Source organism: Duganella sp. CT11-25 (assembly GCF_047302815.1).
In the GTDB taxonomy this organism is placed as follows: domain Bacteria; phylum Pseudomonadota; class Gammaproteobacteria; order Burkholderiales; family Burkholderiaceae_D; genus Rugamonas.
In genome coordinates this window covers 2,946,535-2,970,185 of record NZ_JBKBFD010000001.1, presented here as the reverse complement: position 1 = coordinate 2,970,185, position 23,651 = coordinate 2,946,535, and the positions used below count along the sequence as shown (strand labels likewise).

At 64.9% G+C, this 23,651-nt stretch carries 21 protein-coding genes; 7 read left to right on the top strand and 14 right to left on the bottom strand.

Annotation, left to right across the window (positions count from 1 at the left end):
* Window positions 1-6: 6 nt before the first annotated feature.
* From ACEN9F_RS12670 to ACEN9F_RS12660, 3 genes are all read left to right on the top strand, one after another.
* Window positions 7-891 (top strand): SMP-30/gluconolactonase/LRE family protein, encoded by an 885-nt coding sequence (locus ACEN9F_RS12670; RefSeq protein WP_413420371.1) that lies wholly within the window; start codon window positions 7-9, stop codon window positions 889-891.
* A 124-nt stretch (window positions 892-1,015) separates the two neighbouring features.
* Window positions 1,016-1,996 (top strand): arabinogalactan endo-beta-1,4-galactanase, encoded by a 981-nt coding sequence (locus ACEN9F_RS12665; protein ID WP_413420370.1) that lies wholly within the window; start codon window positions 1,016-1,018, stop codon window positions 1,994-1,996.
* A 68-nt stretch (window positions 1,997-2,064) separates the two neighbouring features.
* A complete protein-coding gene (locus tag ACEN9F_RS12660) occupies window positions 2,065-2,487 on the top strand; it encodes a hypothetical protein (protein WP_413420369.1) in 423 nt (140 codons plus the stop codon).
* 30 nt (window positions 2,488-2,517) lie between these two features.
* Here the strand turns inward: ACEN9F_RS12660 and ACEN9F_RS12655 are convergent, their stop codons facing one another.
* Genes ACEN9F_RS12655 through cadR form a run of 3 tightly spaced genes read right to left on the bottom strand, consistent with a single transcriptional unit; the run spans window position 2,518 to window position 3,892 of the window.
* Window positions 2,518-2,946, bottom strand: coding sequence for a VOC family protein (locus tag ACEN9F_RS12655; RefSeq protein ID WP_413420368.1), 429 nt, complete (start codon window positions 2,944-2,946; stop codon window positions 2,518-2,520).
* Between the two features lie 43 nt (window positions 2,947-2,989).
* A complete protein-coding gene (locus tag ACEN9F_RS12650) occupies window positions 2,990-3,436 on the bottom strand; it encodes a VOC family protein (protein ID WP_413420367.1) in 447 nt (148 codons plus the stop codon).
* Between the two features lie 48 nt (window positions 3,437-3,484).
* On the bottom strand, window positions 3,485-3,892 hold the full coding sequence (gene cadR / locus ACEN9F_RS12645; protein WP_413420366.1) for a Cd(II)/Pb(II)-responsive transcriptional regulator: 408 nt from the start codon (window positions 3,890-3,892) through the stop codon (window positions 3,485-3,487).
* 74 nt (window positions 3,893-3,966) lie between these two features.
* Between cadR and ACEN9F_RS12640 the strand changes: the two genes are divergently transcribed.
* Complete coding sequence (locus ACEN9F_RS12640; RefSeq protein WP_413420365.1) at window positions 3,967-4,647, top strand: cation transporter; 681 nt, start codon at window positions 3,967-3,969, stop codon at window positions 4,645-4,647.
* Here ACEN9F_RS12640 and ACEN9F_RS12635 read toward each other — a convergent pair.
* From ACEN9F_RS12635 to ACEN9F_RS12615, 5 genes are all read right to left on the bottom strand, one after another.
* The gene (locus tag ACEN9F_RS12635; RefSeq protein WP_413420364.1) at window positions 4,582-5,790 is read right to left on the bottom strand and encodes an MFS transporter; all 1,209 of its coding nucleotides are present in this window, start codon (window positions 5,788-5,790) and stop codon (window positions 4,582-4,584) included. The two genes, ACEN9F_RS12640 and ACEN9F_RS12635, sit on opposite strands and share 66 nt — an antisense overlap.
* Window positions 5,791-5,886: 96 nt before the next feature.
* Window positions 5,887-7,536 (bottom strand): chaperonin GroEL, encoded by a 1,650-nt coding sequence (gene groL / locus ACEN9F_RS12630; RefSeq protein WP_413420363.1) that lies wholly within the window; start codon window positions 7,534-7,536, stop codon window positions 5,887-5,889.
* 48 nt (window positions 7,537-7,584) lie between these two features.
* On the bottom strand, window positions 7,585-7,875 hold the full coding sequence (groES, locus tag ACEN9F_RS12625; RefSeq protein WP_008451606.1) for a co-chaperone GroES: 291 nt from the start codon (window positions 7,873-7,875) through the stop codon (window positions 7,585-7,587).
* A 236-nt stretch (window positions 7,876-8,111) separates the two neighbouring features.
* Window positions 8,112-9,254 (bottom strand): YdcF family protein, encoded by a 1,143-nt coding sequence (locus ACEN9F_RS12620; protein WP_413420362.1) that lies wholly within the window; start codon window positions 9,252-9,254, stop codon window positions 8,112-8,114.
* A gap of 5 nt (window positions 9,255-9,259) precedes the next feature.
* Window positions 9,260-11,770 (bottom strand): TonB-dependent receptor, encoded by a 2,511-nt coding sequence (locus ACEN9F_RS12615; RefSeq protein WP_413420361.1) that lies wholly within the window; start codon window positions 11,768-11,770, stop codon window positions 9,260-9,262.
* Window positions 11,771-11,911: 141 nt separating this feature from the next.
* Here ACEN9F_RS12615 and ACEN9F_RS12610 point away from each other — a divergent pair, with 141 nt between their 5' ends.
* Together ACEN9F_RS12610 and ACEN9F_RS12605 are read left to right on the top strand one after the other, a co-directional pair.
* On the top strand, window positions 11,912-13,036 hold the full coding sequence (locus ACEN9F_RS12610; protein WP_413420360.1) for an ROK family transcriptional regulator: 1,125 nt from the start codon (window positions 11,912-11,914) through the stop codon (window positions 13,034-13,036).
* A 12-nt stretch (window positions 13,037-13,048) separates the two neighbouring features.
* Window positions 13,049-14,386, top strand: coding sequence for an MFS transporter (locus ACEN9F_RS12605; RefSeq protein WP_413420359.1), 1,338 nt, complete (start codon window positions 13,049-13,051; stop codon window positions 14,384-14,386).
* Between the two features lie 14 nt (window positions 14,387-14,400).
* Here the strand turns inward: ACEN9F_RS12605 and ACEN9F_RS12600 are convergent, their stop codons facing one another.
* From ACEN9F_RS12600 to dgoD, 6 genes are all read right to left on the bottom strand, one after another.
* Complete coding sequence (locus tag ACEN9F_RS12600) at window positions 14,401-15,174, bottom strand: SDR family oxidoreductase (RefSeq protein WP_413420358.1); 774 nt, start codon at window positions 15,172-15,174, stop codon at window positions 14,401-14,403.
* Between the two features lie 3 nt (window positions 15,175-15,177).
* Window positions 15,178-16,161 carry an L-arabinose ABC transporter permease AraH gene (gene araH, locus ACEN9F_RS12595; RefSeq protein WP_413420357.1) on the bottom strand — a complete coding sequence of 328 codons (984 nt, stop codon included), beginning with the start codon at window positions 16,159-16,161 and terminating at the stop codon, window positions 15,178-15,180.
* A complete protein-coding gene (gene araG / locus ACEN9F_RS12590; protein WP_413420356.1) occupies window positions 16,158-17,711 on the bottom strand; it encodes an L-arabinose ABC transporter ATP-binding protein AraG in 1,554 nt (517 codons plus the stop codon). Before araG ends, araH begins: the two co-directional genes overlap by 4 nt.
* 1 nt (window position 17,712) lies before the next feature.
* The gene (locus tag ACEN9F_RS12585) at window positions 17,713-18,693 is read right to left on the bottom strand and encodes an arabinose ABC transporter substrate-binding protein (RefSeq protein ID WP_413420355.1); all 981 of its coding nucleotides are present in this window, start codon (window positions 18,691-18,693) and stop codon (window positions 17,713-17,715) included.
* A gap of 25 nt (window positions 18,694-18,718) precedes the next feature.
* Complete coding sequence (locus tag ACEN9F_RS12580) at window positions 18,719-21,235, bottom strand: beta-galactosidase (RefSeq protein ID WP_413420354.1); 2,517 nt, start codon at window positions 21,233-21,235, stop codon at window positions 18,719-18,721.
* A gap of 61 nt (window positions 21,236-21,296) precedes the next feature.
* Window positions 21,297-22,445 carry a galactonate dehydratase gene (gene dgoD / locus ACEN9F_RS12575; protein ID WP_413420353.1) on the bottom strand — a complete coding sequence of 383 codons (1,149 nt, stop codon included), beginning with the start codon at window positions 22,443-22,445 and terminating at the stop codon, window positions 21,297-21,299.
* A 228-nt stretch (window positions 22,446-22,673) separates the two neighbouring features.
* On the opposite strand from dgoD, the gene ACEN9F_RS12570 reads away from it, so the two are divergent.
* A complete protein-coding gene (locus ACEN9F_RS12570) occupies window positions 22,674-23,609 on the top strand; it encodes an SMP-30/gluconolactonase/LRE family protein (RefSeq protein ID WP_413420352.1) in 936 nt (311 codons plus the stop codon).
* The last annotated feature ends 42 nt before the right edge of the window (window positions 23,610-23,651 follow it).

The window sequence follows — 23,651 nt, the reverse complement described above, 5'->3', positions numbered from 1 at the left end:
AAACTGATGAGCAAGCATGACGTGCAATGCCTGTGGGACGCCAACGCGCAACTGGGCGAAGGCCCGCTGTGGGTGGCCGAGCAAAACCGCCTGTACTTTGTCGATCTGAAAAACCAGACCCTGCATTCGCTGGACACGGTCGGCGGCCAGCGCCGCAGCTGGGCCATGCCGGACTACATCTGCTGGCTGATCGCGCGCCGCGACGGCGACGGTTTCATGGCCGGCCTGCGCGACGGCATTGCCCGCGTCTGGCTGGAGCCGGAGCTGCGCATCGAATACCTGCATCGTCCGTTCCCGGCCGGTAGCGGCCTGCGCATGAACGACGCCAAGGTCGACGCGGCCGGCCGCATCTGGGCCGGCTCCATGCACAACACCGATTACGCGCAGGCGATCGGCACGCTGTTCCGCCTCGATGCCGACCTGTCGCTGCACGCGATCGAGGGCGGCTACCACATCTGCAACGGCCCGGCCTTCAGCAACGACGGCGCCACCATGTATCACACCGACAGCTATGAAGGCCGCACCTACGCCTATCCGCTGGCCGCCGACGGCACGCTGGGCGAGCCGCGCGTGTGGCGCCAGTTCGACGGCGACAGCGAAGGCTCGCCGGACGGCATGACGGTCGACAGCGAAGGCTGCGTCTGGATCGCGCAATGGGGCGGCGGCCGCGTATGCCGTTACTCGGCTGATGGCGCGCTGCTGGAAATGGTGCCCGTACCTGTGCGCAATCCGGCTTCGTGCACCTTCGGCGGCCCGGACCTGAAGACCCTGTTCATCACCACTGCGCGCGAGGACAACACGCCCGAGCAGTTGCAAGCATTCCCGCTGACCGGCGCCTTGTTCGCCGTGCAGGTCGACGTGGCTGGCGTTGCCGCCGCCCGTTTCGGCTAACAGACATCTCCGCCGCGCCGGCTGCCTGCCGGTGCGGATTTTTTCTCCCCACCAGCAAGAGGCTGCGCGACGCGGCGGGGATGTGTACGTCCTTTCAATTCTAACTATAAGCACTGGAGACTATATGAAACTAAGGAGTTTGCTGTTAGCCGCATGCGGATTGGCGCTCAGCCTGTCCGCCCGATCCGCCACGTTTGCCAACGGCGCCGATGTCAGCTGGGTCAGCCAGCAGGAATCGAGCGGCTACTCGTTCTACAACAGCAGCGGCGTCAAGACCGATCCGTTCGTGCTGCTGAAGAACCTGCAGGTCAACGCGATCCGGCTGCGCGTGTGGGTCAACCCGAGCGGCGGCTGGAACGACGGCGCCGACGTGCTGTACAAGGCCAAGCGCGCCGCCGCCCAAGGCCAGCGCATCCTGATCGACTTCCACTACAGCGATGGCTGGGCCGATCCGGGCCAGCAGACCAAGCCGGCGGCCTGGGCCGGCCATACGCTGGCGCAGCTGAACACGGACGTGTACAACCACACCTACGGCATCCTCAACTACCTCAAGACCAACGGCATCACGGTCGAGTGGGTGCAGGTCGGCAACGAGACCAACAGCGGCATGCTGTGGCCGGAAGGAAAGACCACCAGCTTCAGCAACCTGGCGGGCCTGATCAACAGCGGCTACAACGCCGCCAAGGCGGTCTACCCGAGCTCCAAGGTGATCCTGCACCTGGCCAATGGCTACGACAACGCGGTGTTCCGCTGGTTCTTCGACGGCGTGAAAAACGCCGGCGCCAAGTGGGACGTGATCGGCATGTCGCACTATCCGCCGGCGTCGGACTGGGCCAACTACAACAACAAGATCTCGACCAATATGTGGGACATGGTGTCGCGCTACGCCAAGCCGGTGATGGTGACCGAGGTGGGCATGGACTGGACGCAGGCGGCCACCTCCAAGTCCATGCTGGCCGATCTGCTGAGCAAGACCAAGGCGCTGGGCTCGAACGGCCTGGGCGTGTTCTACTGGGAGCCGCAGGCTTATCCGGGCTGGCAGGGTTATACGATGGGGGCGACGGACGCCAGCGGCAAGTTCACCATCGCGCTTGATCCGTTCTAAGTCGTGAGTGCGGGGAGGGGCCTGCTCCTCCCTGTTAAAATTCGGGACTCGTCATCAATGGTCCCGTCATGCAGAAACCAGTCATCCGCTATTTACATCTCACCCCGGACAGCGATTTTCCCGCGCTGGAAGGCCTGTCGCAATTCAAGGCCGTGCTGGTCGTCGAGGCCGAGGTGGCCGAGATGACGATGTGGGAAACCAGCCGCGCGCTGGTCGCATCGGGCTGCCTGTACGCGCTGGCCTGGGGCGACCAATGCGAAGCCTGGCGCGAAGCGATCGAGGACGCGAGCCTGGAGGCATCCGACTACGACGACGTGGCCGAAGAGCGGCAAGTGATCACCACCGCGCACGAGGATGAGGATCTGAGCGAAGTCTTCTGGTTCGCCAAGCACCGCGCCGTGCATCCAGCCGAACTGCGCGAGACCCTGATCCTGCACATCGCCGACGCCCCGCGCCGCGACGACATCGAAGCCGGGTACCGCGACGCCTGATTGCCGGCCCCTCTTTTACCCGCCGAAAGATCAGAACGTTATTTTCACGGACGGCGTGCTGCGTTTCGCTTCGCCGTGGAAGACCGCTTCGATATTGTTGCCGTCCGGGTCCAGCACGAAGGCGGCGTAGTAGCCCGGATGATAGGGCCGCTCGCCCGGCGCGCCGTTGTCCTTGCCGCCGTTGGCCAGCGCCGCTTTGTAGAAGGCTTCCACACCGGCCCGGTCCTGCGCCTGGAACGCCAGGTGATGGCGCCCGGTCAGCACGCCTTGCGCCGCCTCGCTGTCGGCGGTGGAGACGAACAGCTCGTCGGCCCAGAAGTAGCCTTCGCCGGTGCCGCCCATCGGCACTTTCAATACTTCGAAGATGGCCGAGTAGAATTTTTGCGAGGCGGGCAGATCCCGCACGACCAGCTGGATATGGTCGATCAGACGACCGCGATGGATTTCCTGTGTTTCCATTTTTCGCTCCTGTGAGTGGTGACCAAGCTTAGCGCAGCGCGGATTAATCCGGCGCGCGCGATTCGGTTTGCGCAGCCGCAACGCTCAACGCCCAGCTGGTACCGAAGCGGTCCTTCAGCATGCCGAATAGCGGCGACCACGGCGAGGGCATGAGCGGCATGGTGATGGTGGCGCCGTCGGACAGCTTGTCCCAATAGGCGTTGATGTCCCCGGGATTTTCTGCCTGCAGCGCGATCAGGAACGCATTCTCGCCCGGATTCCAAGGTGACTGGGATGGAACGTCATAGGCCATCACGCGGAATCCGCTATCGGCCGCCACCTGGCCCCACATGATCTGGTCCGCTTCCGATTCGTCGGTCACGCTGTGGGCGTCTTTGTACGTGACCGCCTCCAGATGGCCGCCGAAGACGGACTGGTAGAAAGCGAGCGCCTTGCGCGCCTGGCCGCGGAAATTTAAATGGACAACGGCGCTGACGTTTGCTGGTTTCATGATGAACTCCGGTGAGAAAAGGGAGCCCCATTCTATCCAGCACTCCTGTCAGTTTCTGGCAGGAGTCGGCGTCTCCAACGCCTGGAGTATCTTGCAATTCCTGATGGAGTCCACCGACTGGCAAGACTGCCGCAGATCGCGCAGTTGTTGCTGGAGCAGATGCAGTTCGCGGATGCGCGCCTCGACCGCCTGGATGTGCGTGTCGAGCAGGCGGTTCACGCCATCGCATCCCGCTTCCGGACTGGCGCGCAATGCCAGCAAGGTACGGATTTCGTCCAGCGATATGTCGAGCGACCTGCAGGCGCGGATGAACAGGATGCGCTCCAGATGTTGCGCACCGTACAGGCGATAGTTCGCGTCGGAGCGCGGCGGCGTTTGCAGCAAGTTCATGCGCTCGTAGTAGCGGATGGTTTCCACCGATGTCCCGGTTTCCCGGGATAGATCGCCGATTTTCATAGCTCCTCCGCGCTTGACCCTGTAGCTGCTACAGGGTTTCTAATCGGACTATACACATAAAACCAGGAGTGGATATGGCCGACTGTTGCAATGGTGGATGCGCCTCGGGCAAGCCGCCGGTGGACCCGCGCTACCGGCGTATCCTGTGGATCGCCTTGCTGGTCAATGCCGCGATGTTCGTGGTCGAGCTGGTGAGCGGGTGGCATGCGGATTCGGCGGCGTTGCTTGCGGACTCGGCGGACTTCATGGGCGATGCGCTGAACTACGGCATCTCGCTGTTTATCCTGGGATTGCTGCCGGTCTGGCGCAGCCGCTCGGCACTGATCAAAGGCTTGTCGATGGGGGCGTATGGCTGCTTCGTGCTGGCCACCACGGCCTGGCATGTCGCTTCCGGCTCGATGCCGGCGGCGTCCACCATGAGCATCATCGGCGTGCTGGCGCTGGTGGCGAACGGCGTGGTCGCGGCCTTGCTGTATGCCTTCCGCAACGGCGACTCCGATATGCGCGCGGTGTGGCTGTGCACGCGCAACGATGTGATCGGCAACCTGGCGGTGCTGCTGGCCGCCGGCTTTGTCGCCAACACCGCTAGCAACTGGCCCGACCTCCTGGTGGCGGCAGGCATGGGCATATTGAGCCTGACGGCCGCCTGGGCCGTGGTCAAGCGGGCGCGCCAGGAATCCGCAGCGGCACTAATCGGTGCGAGCAAGGATGTTCAACTCCCGCTGCACGCGCCACGACAACGGCAGCGTGAATAGCAGGATGGCAGCCAGGGCGATCAACGCAAACGGCACGCCCATGGCGTCCCCCAGACTGCCGAACAGCACGGGCGACAACGCGCCGGCGCCGATGGTGCCGGTATAGAACAACGCGAACGCCTGCTCGTGCTTGCCTGTCTCCGCCAGTTCCGGCACCACGCCATACAGCACCGACGAAGTGCCGTTCAATGCCAGGCCGAGCAGCGGCAGCATCGCCATCACGCCGGCCAGCGGCAGCCACACCGCCAGCATGACGAACAGCGAGGTGGCGGACTCGGTGATCCAGACCGTCTTCATCATGCCGATGCGCGCGCCCAGGTAGCCGCACAGCAGCTTGCCGAACGCGCCGCCGACAAACAGCAGCGACAGCGCGATGCCGATGCCGGCCGTACCCGCGCCTTTGCTTTTCAACAGGAAGGGCAGGAAGGTGAGGAAACCCATGCGCACCGCGCTGTCCAGCGTGCCGGTCATCAGCAGCGCGCGCAGCCCTCGGGCGGAGCCATTGCCGCTTGCGGCCTTGATGGCCTTCGCCTTGCCGGCTGCGGGTTCGCTGCGCGCCGGAATCAGCCACCACAGCAGCGCGGCGGCGGCAAGGCCGAGCAGGCCTATCAACGTTACGCTGGCCTGCCAGCTCGCGACCACCAGCAACAAGCCCACCAAGCCGGGGATCAGCGTCTTGCCGATGTCGCCGGCAAAGTTATACTGCGACAGCGCTTCCTTGACGCCGCCACCCGCTTCATAAGCGTCGGTGACCATCGAGGAGGCTAGCGGATGCTGGGTGCTGGCGCCCAGGCCGCCCAGCATCAGCGCCACCAGCAGCGCCGCCAGTCCGCCGGCCTGGCCGGCGACCAGGTAGGCGACGCCCGCCAGTGCGGTGCCGCCGATCAGCATGCGTTCGCGTCCCCAGCGCTTGGCCAGGCGGCTGGCCAGCAACTGGAAGCTGGCCATGACGCCGGAATAGGAAGCGCGCAGCATCCCGACCACCGCGTAGCTGAGGGCGAACTGGGCCTGCCAGATCGGCAGCAGTACATAGATAAGATCGGTCAAGCCGTCATGCACGGCATGCGCGGTGCTGGCGGCGAACAGGGAGCGGCGGCGCACCGAGATGTCGGCGGCGTCCGCATTCAGCGCGGTGAGGGTCATAGCTGCCGAGTTTAGCAGACATAAAAAAAGCCGGCTCCCGAAGAAGCCGGCTTTCTCAGCAGCGGACTGCGTGCCCCGGCGAACCGGGGCGGCACATTACATCATGCCGTCCATGCCACCCATGCCGCCCATGCCACCCATGCCGCCGCCCATGCCGCCGGCAGCTTTGTCGTCGGCAGCTTCAGCAACCATGCAGTCGGTGGTCAGCATCAGGCCAGCGATCGACGCTGCGTTTTGCAGTGCCGAGCGGGTCACTTTGGCTGGATCCAGCACGCCCATTTCAACCATGTCGCCGTAGGTGCCGTTGGCGGCGTTGTAACCGTAGTTACCTTTGCCAGCCAGGACAGCCGCGACAACTACCGATGCTTCTTCGCCGGCGTTTTGAACGATCATGCGCAGTGGCTCTTCCATGGCGCGCAGAACGATCTTGATGCCTGCGTCCTGGTCCGGGTTGTCGCCTTTGACGGTGATCGAAGCGCGTGCGCGCAGCAGGGCTACGCCGCCGCCAGGCACGATGCCTTCTTCCACGGCAGCGCGGGTCGCGTGCAGTGCATCTTCAACGCGGGCTTTCTTTTCTTTCATTTCAACTTCGGTGGCTGCGCCGACTTTGATCACTGCAACGCCGCCTGCCAGTTTGGCAACGCGCTCTTGCAGTTTTTCACGGTCGTAGTCCGAGGTCGCTTCTTCGATCTGCACGCGGATTTGCTTGACGCGGCCTTCGATGCCTTCAGCCTGGCCAGCACCGTCGATGACGATGGTGTTTTCCTTGCCGATTTCGATACGCTTGGCCTGGCCCAGTTCTTCCAGGGTGATTTTTTCCAGGGTCATGCCGACTTCTTCAGCAACCACTTGACCGCCGGTCAGGATCGCGATGTCTTCCAGCATGGCCTTGCGACGGTCGCCGAAGCCTGGGGCTTTGACTGCGCAGGTTTTCAGGATGCCGCGGATGTTGTTCACAACCAGGGTCGCCAGTGCTTCGCCTTCGATGTCTTCGGCGATGATCAGCAGTGGACGGCCGGCTTTGGCGACTTGTTCCAGTACCGGCAGCAGATCGCGGATGTTCGAGATTTTCTTGTCGCACAGCAGGACGAATGGATTGTCCAGGATCGCGACTTGCTTCTCTTGGTTGTTGATGAAGTATGGCGACAGGTAGCCGCGGTCGAACTGCATACCTTCAACGATGTCCAGCTCGTCGTTCAGCGACTTGCCGTCTTCCACGGTGATGACGCCTTCCTTGCCGACTTTTTCCATCGCTTCAGCGATGCGCTCGCCGATCGATGCGTCCGAGTTGGCGGAGATCGAACCAACCTGGGCGATTTCCTTGGTGGTGGTGCATGGACGGGCGATGATGGCGATCTGCTCGACGGTGGCGGCAACGGCCTTGTCGATACCGCGCTTCAGGTCCATCGGGTTCATGCCGGCGGCAACGAACTTCATGCCTTCGCGCACGATGGCTTGTGCCAGCACGGTGGCGGTGGTGGTGCCGTCGCCGGCGTTGTCGCTGGTGCGGGAAGCAACTTCCTTGACCATCTGCGCGCCCATGTTCTGCAGCTTGTCTTTCAGTTCGATCTCTTTAGCAACGGATACGCCGTCCTTGGTGACGGTAGGGGCGCCGAACGAGCGTTCCAGCACGACGTTGCGGCCTTTAGGGCCCAGGGTGACTTTCACTGCGTTGGCCAGGACGTTAACGCCTTCGACCATTTTGGCGCGCGCTGCGTCGCCGAAAATTACTTCTTTAGCTGCCATGTTGTTTCTCCAGAATTAGGTGAGTACTTGATGCAGTCGATCGGTCAATTACTTGACGACGATTGCCATGATGTCTTCTTCGCGCATGACCATCAGTTCCTGGCCGTCGACTTTGACGGTTTGACCGGCGTATTTGCCGAACAGGACGCGGTCGCCTACTTTGACATCCAGCGGACGGACTTTGCCATCTTCCAGAATCTTGCCATTGCCGACGGCGAGCACTTCGCCTTGATCCGGTTTTTCAGCAGCCGCATCAGGGATGATCAGGCCGGACGCAGTTTTGGTTTCCTGGTCGAGGCGTTTGACGATTACACGATCGTTCAAAGGGCGAAGGTTCATACAAAACTCCTTAATTAACAATGGTACAGTTTGTTGTTGTTTCAATCAGATTGCCACAACGGAAAGTTGTTGAGAGCGCTGTTAGCACTCTCTCGTAACGAGTGCCAATTATAGGGACGACCTTGGTGTATTTCAAGGCGAACTGTTTGCGTGTGCGCAAAAAAGAGGGGTAATGATGCAGATATGACTACGTTTGGAACGCCGGACCGGTCGCCGGCCGGCGTTCCAGGGTGTTATCAAGGGTCCAGCGGATCCAGCGGATCGATGCGCAGCGACTTGGCCGACGGCCGGAAAGTCAGCTCGGTGGGCGATAATCGGGTGCCGACCGTGCCGGGCAGGTAGCCGAGCTCCTTCTGGTTGCGCGCCGCGAACTCCGCGCTTTCGATGTAGCGGCTTTGAGGGGTGTAGGTGACGATCAGGCTGTCCCTGTCCAACGGCGCCCCCATCGCGATCAGCCGCCGCGTCACATTGCGCAGGTTGGTCGTGGTGTGGCGAGCATACGGCTCGATGATGATGGACTCGGCCGGCACGCCGAAGCGCTCGATCAGGGCTTTGCGCATTTCGACCGCCTCGACAAACCGGGTGCCTTTCGGATGCACCGAGGCGCCGCTCAGGATGATGAAAGGCGCTACGCCGTCCGCAAAACGCCTGGCGGCCAGCCGCACATTCCATTTGCCCCGTGCGCTGAGCGGCATGCCCGGATTTTCCGGACCGATGCCCGGAATGATGATGGCCGTGTAGCGATACAGCTTCCAATCGATAATCTGCGCACGCCCCAGCGCGGCCGCGTTGTGGGCCATGTCGAGCGGCTCGAAGGCGACGGCGTCGTCGCGGTCATTCGCATCAAGCAGGGCGATGGCCAGCTGGAGGCTGGGATCCAGCGTCAGCGCCGGATCGTCCTCGCCAGCGTTGGCGAGGGCGATCGCGTCCTTGACCGCGGCGTTGAAGAGCGGGCTGCCGGCCACGTCGATCGGACCGTCGACGAGCGGATAGCGCGGCGCCGCACCCTGGCCGTAGACCTGGATAATGCTGTTCAGCCCGCGCAGTTCGCGCGCGACCTGGGCTTGCGCGCCATCATCGGCCAAGGTCGATTTTCGCCATGACGAAGCGGGCGCCTTGGCGGCCGTGGCCGCGATGGCGGCGATTTCGGCATCCGTCCACAGGCTGGCGTTCAGCGTGCAAGCCGGCTCCTGCTTGCACGCTTCGATGCGCGCGCGGCGGCCGGCCGGCACGGCGGCGTCGGGACGCGCGCCGCCCATGTCCACCAGCGCCGGAAACAGCTGCCTGGCGAGCAGCGACCAGTGCTGGTCGCGCACCGGGGCGGCGTGCGCCTGCTGCGCCAGCAGCAGCGAGAGTGCGATTATCGTTTTCTTGATCATCTTGTTTACCATGCCTTGCTCAGTACCAGGCGGGCGCTGCGGCCGAAGACCGGACGTCCGTAAATCGCTTCGCGGCTGCCCTGTCCGGCCAGCGTATCGGTCCGGGTGTTGCCTTCGGTGATGCCTTTCGCGTTGGTCAGGTTGTCGCCGACGATCTGCAGCCGCCAGTCGCCGCGGCTGACCGAGACGCCGGCGCCGATGGAGTGATAGGCCGGCATCGCGGTGGCCTCGAAGAAGTCGACGTAGCGCTTGCCCGTGTACGCGTAGCTGCCGTACAGCTCGACCAGCTTGTCGCCGACATTGAAATTGAAGTTGGGACGGATATTGCCGAACACCTTGGGCTCGCGGATGATCTGGTTGCCGACCACCTTGGACGGATCGGCGCCGGTGGCGCTGACGAAGTCACGGTACTGGGGATCTTGCACGGTCAGCGAGCCGTTGATGTAGAAGCGGTCCGTCAGGTGCAGCGCGCCGTCGAACTCGGCGCCGCGCACCACCGCCTTGCCGAAGAACGGCACGGTCTGGTCGTTGCGGCCGGTGACCGGATTGAAGGCGGTAAACGAGGCGTTGAGCGGATCGAATTGCGTGTAGAAGCCGGTCACGTACAGATAGGAGCGGCCGGCGCTCATCTTGAAACCAACTTCATACTGGTCCGCCTTGGTGGTCAGGACCAGCGGATCGACCGAGGCGGCCACCTGCATCGACGGCGGCACTTCCAGGTGCGACACGCGCGCGTAGCCGCCGAAGCGCTGCGAGAAGTCGTAGTTGGCGCCCAGCGTCCAGTTGAGGGTGTTGAGGTTGTACTTGTGCGCCTGCCTGTCGCCGGTGAAGGCGCGCGTGGTGTCGTCGGCCAGCGTGGCCGTATCGCCCAGGTTTAGCTGTTTGGTCAGCAGCGCGTAGCCGTCGTAGTTATAACGCTCCTTGCGCACGCCGCCGTCGAGGCGCAGTCCGTCGAAGACTTCCCAGGTGTCGTTCACATAGAACGCGCCCATCCTGGCGTCGACGTCGCCCTGGTTCAGCGTGGTGGTGTAACGCAGCACGCCGTTGTCGGTGACCGAGCCGAGCACCGCGCCGGAAGCGGAGTAGGCGACCAGGTCGAGGGTGCGCGGCTTGCCCTGCACTTCGATCAGCATATCGTTGTAGACCGACTTGCTGGTCTGGCCGTAGCCGCTGCCGTAGAAACCGATCTTGACGTCGTGGTTGCCCATGCCGGTCTCGAAGTTGCGCGTGATATTGATATCGGCCTGGTTCGAATAGAAGTCGGAACCGGCGGCGCGGTATTGGGCCTGCATCACCAGGCCCGAGGCGGCGGCGGGGTTGTAGACCTGGGCGCCGTGGCTGCCGGCGATCGCGTAGCCCAGATGGTCGACGGCGCCGAACGCGGTTTTGGCCGCGCCCAGGAAGCCGTTGGCGAACGTGGTGGCGTCGGCCGGATTCGAGGTGGAGTAGAACGCGTCGAAGTCCAGCGTGCCCTTGGTCATGCCGCCCTTGGCCGACAGCTGCCACTTGCCGAGTTCGCCTTCATAGCGCACGCCGATATTGCCGTATTCGAGATGGCGGCCGTTGGCCAGGTCGCGGGTGTCGGTTTGCAGCTTGCCGGCGCCGTCCAGGTATTTCTGCGGCACGCTGCGCAGCGACGGCGAATTCATCGTGCCGTCGAAGTAATCGATGTACTTGTCGAGCGACACCGCCGGATTGCGCGGATCGGAGATCGGGATCGGCAGGTAGAAGGTGTTGTGGTCGTTCAGGTAGTTGGCGCTGACCGTCAGCGTGCCCGACTCCAGCACGCGCTTGATGTTGCCGCGTATCTGTCCGCCGCGATCGTTCGGGAAGCCGTTGTCGCGGTGGCCGTCGTCCTGGCGCACGAAGCCGCCGACCGCATAGAATGTCTTGTCGTCGATCTTGCCGGCCTGATAGATGTCGAGGCGCGCGAGGCCGGTGGTGCCCAGCGTGACCTGCGCCTTGCCCTTGGTGGTCTCGGTGCCGGTGACGGTGCTGCTGTTGACGATGGCCGCCGCCTGGCTGGCGTAGATCGATGCCGGCCCGCCGCGCACCACTTCCAGGTTTTTCGTCATCAGGTCGTAGCGGTTCAGGCTGTCGCCACGGAAGAAGAAGCCGTTGATTTCCGTGAACAGCGGCAAGCCGTCCTGCTGGAACAGCGCCAGGCCATCGTCGGTCGGGATGCCGCGCACGCGGGTGATGTTCTGCACCTCGCCGCCGGTGGCTTCGACCTGGATGCCGGGCAACTTGCCCAGCAGGTCGGCCATGTTTTGCGGCGCGAGTTTCTGCACATCGTTCTGCGACAGCGAGTTCACCGCGTAGGACACATCGAAGCGGCGCTGCGGCCGCGCCGAGCCCGTCACGACGACGCTCGCGACGTCGGCTTCCTCGCCCGCTTGCGCCGCCGGCGCGGTGCCGGTTTCCGCAGGCAAAGCCTGGGCGAATGCGGGGCAGGCCATGGCGTACAAGGCGCCGATCACCCAGCTGTGGGCCAGGGTATTCTTTCTCTTCATCATAGATTTCTCCGGTTTGGACAAGGTGGGAAGCTGTTGAGCCGGAGTATAGGCACGGTATTTTGGGTATAATTATTTATTACTTGTAAAATAAATAGAATATGACAGGCGTGTTACAGGAATTGCCTTTATATACATAACACCATGAAAATTGCGCGGCTAAAACTGTCTTCAGAAGAAAAACGTTTGTTATGGCAGCTCAGGACCAAGGGTCCGCTGCCGCGCACCGATCTTTCCATGGCGCTGCAAGTGAGCAACTCGGCCTTGACCAAGCTGTCGCGCAACCTGATCAGCATGGGCCTGGTCGAGGAGCAGGCGTCGTCCGACACGAGCGGGCGCGGGCGTCCGACCGTGCCGTTGACGATCTCGGCGGCCGGCGGCTTCGCGGTGGGGGCGACGGTGCACAAGGGCGTGCTGGAAATCGCGCTGGTCGACTATGCGGGCGGCATCATCTCGCTCACCAGCGAGGCGGTCGGTGCGCCCGACCCGCTCGGCTTCGCGCAACTCCTGGAGCAGCGGATTACCGAGCTGTCGGTCAAGCACCGGCTGTTGGGCGGGCGGTTTCTCGGCGTCGGCGTCGGCCTGCCGGGCCCGCCCCGTGGCCGCGACGGCGGGCAATGGAACATCGTCAACGACCTGCCGGGATGGCGCAATGTCCCGCTGCGCCAGATCCTGGACGACGCGCTGGGCTTGCCGACCATGCTGGAGAATGACGCCAACGCGTCCGCGCTCGCCGAGTACTATCTGAACGATACGATACGGCGCTCCTCGACGGTGGTGGTATTCCTGCTGGGGTACGGGATCGGGGCGGGCGTCATTGAGGATGGGCGCCTGCTGAAAGGCGAGTTCGGCGGCGCCGGCGATATCGGCGGGCTGTATCCGATGGAGCTGCCGCGGCCCACCACCATGGACCTGCTGTCCGTGCTGCGCGAAGCGGGATGTCCGATCCAGTCGATCGCGCATTTCGATGAGGCGAGCGTCGGCCACGATGCGCTGATCGAGCGCTGGCTGGACCGGGCCGCCGGGCAGCTGGAATCGGTGGTCAACAGCGCGATCTCATGGTTCGATCCCGGCGAGATCGTGTTTTCCAGTCCGCTGCCGGAGTCCATCATGATTCGCCTGGCCGCCAGGCTGAACCAGGGCCAGCTGCGCTGGCCCGAGCACCGGCAGCCCGCCGAAATCCGGGTGTCGCGGCTCGGCGGCAGCTCGATCGCGCTGGGCGCCGCGCTGTTGCCGATACACGCGTCCACCACGGTTTCCTTCTGGTAGGGACGGGCGATCATGGGCCGTTATCTCGCAAGGGTAAAGACGGACCGGCATTTGATCGGCTATTCGACCGGCAATTTCGGCAAGAACCTGCTGCTTGGCAGCGTGGATGTGACGCTGCTGTTCCTGCTGACGGACCTGCTTGGCATCGCTCCGCAAAGTGTCAGCCTGCTGATGCTGCTGGTCTTCGGCGCCGACCTGGTGCTTGATTTGAGCGCGGGCTTGCTGGCGGCCTGGGCGCAAAATAGGGGGACCGGTTACCGGCGCCTGATCGCCTTGGGCACGCTGCCCTGCGCCGCCGCGTTCGTCCTCATTTACAGCTTGCCGTGGCTGGGGGCGAATGACATCACCGCGATTGCCCTTGTCATTATTCTGTTCCGCGCGACGTACGCGATCATTGACGTCCCGCACAACAGCCTGCTCGCGCGCGTCGCGACCGACAGCCGCGCGCGCGGGCGCGCGTCCGGGTATCGCACCGTGTTCAGCTCGGCGGCCAGCGTGATCATCGCCACCGTGCTGGTGCCATTCATGGTCGCCGCCGGCCCGCCCGTCAGCGCCGGCCGGCTGTCCTTGCTGGGCATGGCGGGCGGACTGGTGTTTTGTGCCGTGATGTTCTTCGCGGCCTGGTCGGCAAAGGAAGAGGGCGGCGGCGAACGCCGGATCCGGCCTCACGCACGCATAGTCATCCTGCCCAAGCTGGACCGGCTGTTCGGGGCCATCGCCATCATCGCTTTGATCACCGGCTTCGCGACGCCGGTGTTCTCCAAGATGATCCTTTACATCGCGACGTATGTGCTGAAGCAGCCGGACTTCGCGGGCCGGGTTTTGCTGACCATCACCCTGGGCCAGTTGGCCGGCGCCGCATTCTGGATTTTCCTCATCCGCTCGCGCGACAAGACCGTCTTGCTCGCCGCCAGCCACGCTGTCGCCGGCTGCGGCATTGCGGTTTTCTGCATGGCTGGAGACCGCCTGTGGTTATTGACGGCTTCGGCGGCGCTGATCGGCGTCGGCTTCGGCGGTGTGTTCATGCTGCCCTGGGGGATCCTGGCGGACCTGACGGATTTCGCCGAATTCCATCATGGCGAGCGGCGCGAGACGGCCACCTTCGCCACCGTCCTTGTCCTTCTCAAGGCGGGCGGGGTGGCGTCCGTGGCGTGCATAGGCTGGACGTTGGGGGCGCTGGGCTATGTGCCGGGCATGGCGCAACCCGAATCCGTGATGCAGGGCATGCAACTGCTTGCCTTCGGCGTCCCGATCCTGGGCTCCCTCATCGCGATCCTGACACTGCGGCGTCTCGCGGTCGGGCATGCGTTGCATGCCCGCGTTGTGCGGGCGAACAAGCGGTGGACATAGTTACTCGTGCTTGGTCACTCGTGATACATCTGCGAGCGGCCGCCGTCGATCAGGATGTCGGTGGCGTTGATGAAAGGGGCTTCGTCGCTGGCCAGGAACAGCGCGGTGGCGGCGACTTCTTCGGGACGGCCGAGGCGTTTGCAGGGCAGCAGGGCGGCCTGGCGGGCGCGTTCGGCTTCGGGGTCGGCCTGCTCGGCGAAGTGGCGCTCGATCATCTCGGTGACGATCAGGCCCGGCGAGATCGAGTTGACGCGGATGCCGCGCGCGGCGTATTCCAGCCCCAGCGCGCGCGTCATGCCGATCAGCGCATGCTTGGCGACCGGGTAGGGGAAGCAGCCGGGGATGATCTTGTGGCCGTGCACGGAGGCGATGTTGACGATGCTGCCGGCGCCTTGCGCCAGCATCGAGGGCAGCGCGGCGCGCGAGGCGTTCCATGCGCCTTCCAGGTCGACCGCGAAGCAGCGCTTCCAGTCTTCCTCGCTCAGCGCCAGCGGATCGTCGAAGACGTTCATGCCGGCGTTGTTGATCAGGATGTCGATGCGCCCGAAGCGCTCGATGGTGCGCGCGGCCAGCATCTCCATGGCGGCGCGGTCGGCGACATCGGCTTCGATGAAGATGCTGCGTTCAGGGCCGAGTTCCGCCGAGATCAGGCGCGCGGCGTCGTCGTCGCGGTGGCTGTTCAGCGCGACCATCGCGCCTTCCGCCGCAAAGCGCCGCGCGATGGCCGCGCCGATGCCTTGCGTTGAGCCGGTGACGATGGCGACCTTGCCGTGCAGTCGTTGCGACATCGCTTAACGGCGCTCGCCGCGCGTTTTGAGCTGGTCCAGCAGCACGGCCACCAGCAGGATCACGCCGCGCATCAGGTACTGGTAGAAGGCGTCGACGTCCAGCAGGTTCATGACGTTTTCCACGGTGCCCATGATCAGCACGCCGATCAGCACGCCGAAGATGCGCGCCTTGCCGCCTTGCAGCGAGACGCCGCCCAGCACGCAGGCCGAGATCACGTCCAGTTCGAAACCCTGCGCCGCATTCGGCTGGCCGCTGGTGATGCGCGACGCCAGGATCAGGCCCGCCATCGCGGTGACCAGGCCTTGCAGCAGGAATATCCAGACGCGCAGGCGTTCCACGCGCACGCCGGCCAGGCGCGCCGCTTCCGGATTGCCGCCGATGGCCAGCGTGTTGCGGCCGAAGACGGTCTGGTTCAGCAGCACGCCGAACACCAGGAAGCACAGGCCGCACACCAGCACCGGCAGCGGCATGCCGAAGATGCGCTCGTCGCCGAAGGCGATGAAGGCGTCGCTGTTGATGCCGACCGCCTGGCCCTTGGAGACGATGAAGGCCAGGCCGCGCACCATCAGCATGGTGGCCAGCGTGGCGATCAGCGCGTTGACGCGCAGGTAGGCGATCAGCACGCCGTTGGCGGCGCCGATCAGCGCGCCGGCCGCCAGGCCAGCACCCACGGCCAGCGCGACGCTGCCGCTTTGCTCCATGACGATCGCGCCCAGCACGCCGGCGAAGGCGATGGTCGAACCGACCGACAGGTCGAAGTCGCGCGAGGCCAGGCACAGCATCATGGTGCAGGCGACCATGCCGATCTGCGCCACCGACAGCATCAGGCCGATGACGTTGGTCACCGAGAAGAAGTTTTCCACCGTCGCCGCCAGCACGGCGAACAGGACGACGTAGGCCAGCGGCATGCTGTATTCGGACAGCCATTGGCGCGAGATCAGGGGGCGCGCGGACGGCGCGGCTGGATTCAATGGTGAGACGTTCATGCGATGCTCCGTGTTGGTAGTGCGGGCGTTTCGATATATGCGGCGGGGGCCGGGGCCGAGGAATCGGGCAGGGCCAGGCGCAGGACTTCGGTTTCGGTGGCTTGCGCGCGCGGCAGTTCGCCGCAGATCTCGCCCTCGCGCATGACGATCACGCGGTCCGAGATGCCCAGCACTTCCGGCAGTTCGCTGGAGATCACGATCACGCAGCAACCGCGTTCGGCCACTTCATGAATGATGCGGTAGATATCGTTCTTGGCGCCGACGTCGATGCCGCGCGTCGGTTCGTCGAGGATCAGCACTTTCAGGCCGGGTTCGGCCAGCCAGCGCGCCAGGATCACCTTCTGCTGGTTGCCGCCGGAGAGCAGGCGGATTTCCTGCTGGCGGTTCGGCGTCTTGATGCGCAGGCGGGCGATGAACTCGTCGGCCAGCGCGGCTTCCTTTTTATGGCGCAGGAACAGGCCGGCGCGCAGATCGTTGCGGCGCACGCTGATATTGATGTTCTCAGCCACCGAGGCGGTGGCCAGGATGCCTTGTTCCTTGCGGTCTTCGGGGCACAGCACGATGCCGGCCGCGATGGCGTCGGTCGGCGCGCCGGTAGGGACGATCGCGCCGTCGAGCGTCACCGTGCCTTCGCTGCGCGGATCGGCGTTGTACAGGAGGCGCATCAGTTCCGAACGTCCGGCGCCGACCAGGCCGAAGAAGCCCAGCACCTCGCCGCCGCGCATGGAAAAGCTTTGCGGGCCTTTCACGTGCTTGCCGTTCAGGCCCTGGATCTTCAGGCGTTCCTCGCCGTGCCGGCGCTCGCGGTAGTCGTAGATGTCGCTCAGTTCGCGGCCGACCATGTCGCTGATCAGGCGCTCGCGCGGCACGTCGGCCATCACGTCGTGGGTGACGATCTTGCGGCCGTCGCGGAAGATGGTGCAGGCGTCGCACAGTTCGTACAGCTCTTCCAGGCGGTGCGAGATGTAGATCAGCGTGCGGCCTTCGGCGCGCAGTTCCTTCACAAGGCGGAACAGGATCTCGGTTTCGCGGTGCGACAGGCTGGACGTCGGCTCGTCGAAGGCGATGACCTGCGCGTCCTGCATGATGGCCTTGCAGATCTCGACCATCTGGCGCTGCGCGATCGACAGGTCGGCCAGCCTGGCATCCGGCGACAGGTCAACGCCGATGGCGGCCAGCTTTTCGGCCACGATGCGGTGCGCCCTGGGCTTGTCCAGCAGGCCGAAGCGCGTCGGCATGCGGCCCAGCAGCACGTTCTCCGCCACCGTCAGCTCAGGCACGTATTGCAGCTCCTGGTGGATGATGGCGATGCCCGCTTGAATCGCGTCCTTGGCGCTGGCGAAGTGGCGCTCCTTGCCGTCGACCAGCAGGCGGCCGCCGTCCGGCTTGTACTGGCCGCCGAGGATTTTCAGCAGCGTCGACTTGCCCGCGCCGTTCTCTCCCAGCAGGCCGTGGACCTGGCCGGCGTGCGCCGAGAAGCTCACCCCGTTGAGCGCCTTCACGCCCGGGAAGAACTTGCAGACCTGGTCAAATTGCAGGTACGCGGTCATGTCACTGGCCCATCGCTTTGCGGACTTCCGCCTGGTTGGCGCGGGTCATCAGCATGCCCTTGGTCAGCACTTCGGCCGGCGGTACGGCTTTGCCGGTGATCCAGTTGTACAGATTGACGGAGGTCTGGTAGCCGTGCTCCTTGGCGCTGATCATGACGGAGCCGAAGAAGCCGGTTACCGCAGGCTTGTTCAGTTCATTCTCGGCCGCCTTGGCGCCGCCGATGCCGACGCCGACCATGTTGTCGGCCTTGATGCCGCGGCCTTCGGCCGCGCGCACCGCGCCCAGCACGGCTTCGTCATTCAGGCCGACCGCGACCCAGTGCTTGAACTTGGCGTTCTTGGTCAGCGCGATGTTGGCGGCGTTGAAGGCGTTCTCGGTATCGGTCTTGGCCTGCGGCGCGTCGATGATGTTCGCGGCCGGGAAGCCTGCGGCTTTCAGCGCGTCGACCGCGCCGGTGGTGCGCTCCTTGGCGGTCGGCAGCTGGTCGTAGGCGACGCGGATCGCGCCCACTTCCGCCATGTTCCACTTGCGCGCCTTGATCTCGGCGATGATGCCTTCGCCCACCTGCTTGCCGATGGCGTAGCCGGAAATGCCCATGTGCGGAATCGTGTCGATCGGCTTGCCGCCGCCGTCGACCAGGCGGTCGTCGACCGAGATCACTTTCAGGTTGTTGCGCTTGGCCGAGCGTTCGACGGCCTTGCCCAGCTTGACGTCGGGCGCGCAGATGACGAAGCCCTGGGCTTTTTGCGCGGCCAGGTTGTCGATCGCCGCCATCATTTTTTCGCCGTTCGGCACGCCGATCTTGACCAGCGTGAAGCCCTTGTCCTTGGCTGCCTGTTCGGCGTAGCGCCACTCGTCCTGGAACCAGGGCTCCTCCGCCTGCTTGACGAGGAAGCCGATTTTCACCGGATCGGCGGCATGGGCCAGGTTGGCGGCGGCCATGATGCAGAGCGTTGCTGCGGCGATGAGGGTACGTTTCATTGAAGTCTCCAGTTGATATTGTTTTTTACGGCGCCACGCGGAGCTGATACACGGGTATCACGCTGATCCCGCGCAGGGTGGCCATTTGCTTATCGCCGCCGAAGTCGGGGCGTGCCTCTTTGGGCAGGTAGATCGGCGCGTCGGCGCGCAACGGCAGTACGGATACGGTCAGCGGCTGGTCGAGCAGGGCGGCGTTCTGGCGCAGGCCGAACTGCCATTGATAGCCGCTGTAGTACCAGTCGTCCAGCAGGCGGGTACCCGAGTATAACCGGCCGATGTCGCCGACGAAGTCAATCTGCAGCAAGGCGTCGTCCAGGCCGCGCAGTTGCTCGCGCGGCACGATGACCTGCCATGCGCCGGCGGCCTTGAAGCTCTCCGGGATAGGCTGGATGGCGGATTTCGCCAGGCCGCCCGTCATGACAGGCGGCGCGGCTTGCGCGGCGCGGGTTTGCGTCACGGAGGCTTTCAGTTCGCGCGCAGGCAGCTCCGCTTCAAACGCCTGGAAGATGCCGTCGTTGCCGGCGGCGCGCAGCGCCACCGAGGCGGAAGGCGCCGAGCCGGTGGCCTTCGCGCTCCATGCCGCGCTGTCGCTGCTGGCCTTCGGCAGGCCGCCCAGTGCGGGATAGACGGCGAAGCGGAACTTGCTGCTGCCGGTCGAGCGCAATTGCAGCGCGCCGTCGCCGGCGTAGGCCTGCTGCGCGCTCAGCACCAGGCGGCGCTGGCCTGCCAGCTGGACCACGTTCAGTTGCTGCGATTGCTCCGGCGTCAGCACCACGATGGTCAGTGGACGCTTGCCGTCGCGCTGCAAGGTCAGCGCCGCCTCGGCGCCCGGCTGTACGCCGGTCACCAGCGCGCGGCCGTCGGCCACCGTCACTTGGGCACCCGGCGCGGCGATGCGCGCCGCCGCGTCGAACGCCAGTTCGACCGGGATGCCGGCAGCGGCGGCAAACACCGCCACCACGCCGGCCTTGCCCTGGTCGAGCAGGGTCAGGGGTTGCGCGGTCGCGTAGGCCAGGTTGGTGCCGTCCAGGTCCAGGTTCAGCGGCCAGATGAAGTAGGCGCCGTCGGCGATGTCGACCGGCTTGCTCGGCAGCGTGATGTTCTGGCCCGGCAGCTTGACGCTGAACCGCGTCGCCTGCTGCGCGGCCATCGGATACTGGCGCACGTGGTTGTTCACGAACAGGAAGCCGCGATCGCCTTCGCTGCGCACCGCGAAGCGCGCGGTCGCCAGGTCGGCCGGTGTGGCGGGCGTGTGGTCCGGCTTACGCACCGTCATCGGCGCCAGGCGCGCGCCGAAGTCGTGCAGGAACAGGTGGAAGGGGCGCAGCTTCTCCAGCACCTTGCGCTGCTGGCCGTCCGGGCCGAGCGGCGCCTGGAAGTCGTAGCTGACCATGGTGGTGTCGTTGTAGCCGCCGCTGAGGGTGGACTCTTCCAGTCCGCTGCCGCCCAGGCTGAGCGGATTGCGGCCGCCGTGGAACATGTAGTAGCCCATCAGGTTGACGCCGGAACCCAGCTGCACCGGCAGCATCGAGGCGATGTCGTCGGCCGACACCACGGTGCGGCGGCGGTACATGAATGGCAAACCGGCGCCGTATTCGGCGCCGAGGAAGGGGGTGACTTCTTTGTCCGTCTCCGCCGTGCCGGGAGCGTGGGCCGCCGTCTGCGCGCCGAGGTCGCCGCTGACGCGGGTGTCGAAGCGGAAGGCGTAGGTTTCCTTCGGCGGCAGCTCTTTCGTGCTCACGCCCCAGGGTTCGTCGGGATAGCCGCCGAACACCGGCGTCACTTCGCCGGTCGGGTAGATGGTGCCGTCCCAGCCGGTGACGGTGTAGTAGGGCACGTCCATGCCCGCCTTCAGCGCCAGCTTTTTCAGCGCGGCGATGTGCGCCGCGCCCTTGCCCGGGCCGTCGATGTTGTATTCGTTTTCCAGCTGGACGCCGATCACGCGGCCGCCGTCTTTCCACAGCTGTCCCTTGATCTGCGCGCCGATCTGCGCGTACAGCTTCTCCACCAGCGCCATGTACTGCGGGTCGTTGCCGCGGGTCGGCATGGCGTTCACCACCCAGTCCGGAATGCCGCCGAAGCGCACTTCCGCGTGCGCCCACGGGCCGACGCGCACCACCACATCCAGCCCGGCCTTGGCGGCCAGCTGCACGAAGCGGCGCAGGTCGCGGTTGCCGGACCAGTCGAACCTGCCGGCGATTTCCTCGTGGTGGTTCCACATCACGTAGCTGGCGACGATGTCGATGCCGGCCGCCTTCATCTTGCGCAGTTCCGCCTCCCACTGTGAGGCGGGCGTGCGGCTGTAGTGGAATTCGCCCATCACCGGCAGCCACGGGGCGCCGTTGCGGGTCAGGTAGCGGGCGTTGGCGCCCAGGGTGTCGCCGTTGGGAGCGACGGCGCTGCCGAGGCGCAGCGCGGCCGCCAGCGGCGCCGGGGTGGGCGCGCTGGCGTCGATGGACAGCGTACCGGCGCTGGCCGCGTTGGCTGCCAGGACGCCGGCGATCAGCGCGGCGCCGGAATGGCGGCGTAACAAAAAGGGCATACTCGTCTCCAGATACTTTTTTATTGTTGGCCCCAGGCCGCGATGACAGCGCTTGCCGCGCCTACCACTCGGCGACGCTGCCGTCCGCATGGCGCCAGACCGGATTGCGCCAGTCGGGGGCGTTTTTGCTCGCCTCGATCACGCGCTCCTCGTCCACTTCCACGCCCAGGCCGGGCTTGGTCAGCGGCTTGATGTAGCCGTCGGTGATCTTGAAGTCTTCCTTGTTGAGGACGTAGTCGAGCAGTTCGCCACCGCGATTGTAGTGGATGCCCATGCTTTGCTCCTGCAGCATGGCGTTGTAGGAGACGAAGTCCACGTGCAGGCACGCCGCCAGCGCGACCGGGCCCAGAGGGCAGTGCGGCGCCAGCGCGATGTCGTAGGCTTCGGCCATCGCGGCGATCTTCAGGCATTCGGTGATGCCGCCGGCGTGCGACAGGTCCGGCTGCACGATGGATAGGCCGCCGGCCGCGAACACGTTCTTGAATTCGAAGCGCGAGTACATGCGCTCGCCCGCCGCCAGCGGAATCGCCGTCATCTCGGCCAGGCGCGGGTAGTACTCGGCCTGCTCGGCCAGCACCGGCTCCTCGACGAACAACGGGCGGAACGGCTCCAGCTCGCGCAACAGGATCTTGGCCATCGGCGCGGCCACGCGGCCGTGGAAGTCCAGGCCGAATTCGATGGTGTTACCGAAGGCTGCGCGGATCTCCGCCACGCGGCGCACCGCTTCGTCGACCTTGGCCGAGGTGTCCAGCATGCCCAGTTCCTCGGTGCCGTTCATCTTGAAGGTGTCGAAGCCGCCTTTTTTCAGCGTGGTGATTTGTTCGATGATGTCGGACGGGCGGTCGCCGCCGACCCAGCTGTACATCTTCATGCGGTCGCGCACCAGGCCGCCCAGCAGTTCGTGCACCGGCTGGCCCATGACCTTGCCCTTGATGTCCCACAGCGCCTGGTCGATGCCGGCGATCGCGCTCATCAAGATGGCGCCGCCGCGGTAGAAGCCGGCGCGGTACATGGTCTGCCACAGGTCGTTGATGCGGGACGGGTCCTGGCCGATCAGATAGGGCTCCATTTCCTGTACCGCGGTCTCCACGGTGCGGGCGCGGCCTTCGATGACCGGTTCGCCCCAGCCGACGACGCCTTCATCGGTCTCGATTTTGAGCAGCATCCAGCGCGGTGGAACACGGTAGGTCGTCAGTTTGATGATTTTCATGGGATCAGGAGTGAAGTTCAGGGAACAGCGCTCAGTCTAAGCCCGGCCGCTAGACTGGAAATATGATTAATTCGCAGGTAGCCATATCAATATCAGATAGCTGAATTCCCCTCTGGCAGCTATCCGATATCGGCATGGATGACCGTGATTTATTCATATCTGCTGGCGCCCGTGGCCGCTTAGACTGGCGCGATCCGTTGTCATCCCCATTTCAGGAGCATTTGCCGCATGAGTACAGCCAGCACGACCGTCGCCTCCACCCCCGGCATTATGCTGATCCGGGTCGGACAAGCCGGCAGCGCGCTGCGCTGGGACGCCGCCGGCCAGTGCTGGCGCTGGCCGGATCCGCTGGGCAGCCAGCTGTACGCCTGGCCGGCCCCGGCCGGCATGCCGAGCGGCGTGCGCATGCTGGAAAGCGCCTGCGTGATGGCCTGCTGCGGCTCCGGCCGCGTCTTGCTGGGCCTGGGTAAGCGCCTGGGCATGGTGGATTTGCCGCTGCCCGGCCAGCCTTCGGGCCAGCCCGGCCGCCCGCTGCTGGCCCAGGTGCTGACCACCATCGACGCCGCCGAGCCGCGCACCAGCATCAGCGACGGCTGTACCGACCGCAGCGGCAATTTCGTCTTCGGCACCGCCAACACGGCGCAGGACCGGCGGCCGATCGGCAGTTTCTACCAGTATTCCCAGCACCATGGCCTGCGCCGGCTGGCGCTGCCGGTGGTGGTGACGGCCGGCAGCATCGCCTTCAGCCCCGATGGCCGGCGCATGTACTTCGCCGACACCGCGGGCGGCGCCATCATGCAATGCAGCTACGATGCGGAGCGGGCCAAGGTTGGCGAAGTGGAAACCTTGGCCGAGCCGCTGGAGCAGGGCGCCGGCGCGGCGGTGGTCGACAGCGTCGGCCATCTGTGGAGCGTGCAGGGTGGTGCATTGGTGCAATACGATACGGGCGGCAAGGTGCGCCAGCGCATCGCCCTGGTCCGCGAGGAAGCGGCCAGCGTCGCCTATGGCGGCCCGCGGCTGGACCAGTTGCTGCTGCTCGGCGCGCGCGGCGGCCTGTACGGTTTGCCGCCCGATCTGGCGGCCGGACTGGCTCCGGGCATCGCCGATACGTTGTTTGATGATAGCGGTACCGGTTCCAGCGCCGCGTTCCACTCGCAACGGTGATTGACGCTGCTTCAGCCCGCCTTTATGATGGGCGATCAAAAT

What these genes read in the sequence shown, in the direction of transcription:
- ACEN9F_RS12670 (WP_413420371.1), top strand. Translation starts at nt 7, where the DNA reads ATGAGCAAGCATGACGTGCAATGCCTGTGGGACGCCAACGCGCAACTG.
- ACEN9F_RS12665 (WP_413420370.1), top strand. Translation starts at nt 1,016, where the DNA reads ATGAAACTAAGGAGTTTGCTGTTAGCCGCATGCGGATTGGCGCTCAGC.
- ACEN9F_RS12660 (WP_413420369.1), top strand. Translation starts at nt 2,065, where the DNA reads ATGCAGAAACCAGTCATCCGCTATTTACATCTCACCCCGGACAGCGAT.
- ACEN9F_RS12655 (WP_413420368.1), bottom strand. Translation starts at nt 2,946, where the DNA reads ATGGAAACACAGGAAATCCATCGCGGTCGTCTGATCGACCATATCCAG.
- ACEN9F_RS12650 (WP_413420367.1), bottom strand. Translation starts at nt 3,436, where the DNA reads ATGAAACCAGCAAACGTCAGCGCCGTTGTCCATTTAAATTTCCGCGGC.
- cadR (WP_413420366.1), bottom strand. Translation starts at nt 3,892, where the DNA reads ATGAAAATCGGCGATCTATCCCGGGAAACCGGGACATCGGTGGAAACC.
- ACEN9F_RS12640 (WP_413420365.1), top strand. Translation starts at nt 3,967, where the DNA reads ATGGCCGACTGTTGCAATGGTGGATGCGCCTCGGGCAAGCCGCCGGTG.
- ACEN9F_RS12635 (WP_413420364.1), bottom strand. Translation starts at nt 5,790, where the DNA reads ATGACCCTCACCGCGCTGAATGCGGACGCCGCCGACATCTCGGTGCGC.
- groL (WP_413420363.1), bottom strand. Translation starts at nt 7,536, where the DNA reads ATGGCAGCTAAAGAAGTAATTTTCGGCGACGCAGCGCGCGCCAAAATG.
- groES (WP_008451606.1), bottom strand. Translation starts at nt 7,875, where the DNA reads ATGAACCTTCGCCCTTTGAACGATCGTGTAATCGTCAAACGCCTCGAC.
- ACEN9F_RS12620 (WP_413420362.1), bottom strand. Translation starts at nt 9,254, where the DNA reads ATGATCAAGAAAACGATAATCGCACTCTCGCTGCTGCTGGCGCAGCAG.
- ACEN9F_RS12615 (WP_413420361.1), bottom strand. Translation starts at nt 11,770, where the DNA reads ATGATGAAGAGAAAGAATACCCTGGCCCACAGCTGGGTGATCGGCGCC.
- ACEN9F_RS12610 (WP_413420360.1), top strand. Translation starts at nt 11,912, where the DNA reads ATGAAAATTGCGCGGCTAAAACTGTCTTCAGAAGAAAAACGTTTGTTA.
- ACEN9F_RS12605 (WP_413420359.1), top strand. Translation starts at nt 13,049, where the DNA reads ATGGGCCGTTATCTCGCAAGGGTAAAGACGGACCGGCATTTGATCGGC.
- ACEN9F_RS12600 (WP_413420358.1), bottom strand. Translation starts at nt 15,174, where the DNA reads ATGTCGCAACGACTGCACGGCAAGGTCGCCATCGTCACCGGCTCAACG.
- araH (WP_413420357.1), bottom strand. Translation starts at nt 16,161, where the DNA reads ATGAACGTCTCACCATTGAATCCAGCCGCGCCGTCCGCGCGCCCCCTG.
- araG (WP_413420356.1), bottom strand. Translation starts at nt 17,711, where the DNA reads ATGACCGCGTACCTGCAATTTGACCAGGTCTGCAAGTTCTTCCCGGGC.
- ACEN9F_RS12585 (WP_413420355.1), bottom strand. Translation starts at nt 18,693, where the DNA reads ATGAAACGTACCCTCATCGCCGCAGCAACGCTCTGCATCATGGCCGCC.
- ACEN9F_RS12580 (WP_413420354.1), bottom strand. Translation starts at nt 21,235, where the DNA reads ATGCCCTTTTTGTTACGCCGCCATTCCGGCGCCGCGCTGATCGCCGGC.
- dgoD (WP_413420353.1), bottom strand. Translation starts at nt 22,445, where the DNA reads ATGAAAATCATCAAACTGACGACCTACCGTGTTCCACCGCGCTGGATG.
- ACEN9F_RS12570 (WP_413420352.1), top strand. Translation starts at nt 22,674, where the DNA reads ATGAGTACAGCCAGCACGACCGTCGCCTCCACCCCCGGCATTATGCTG.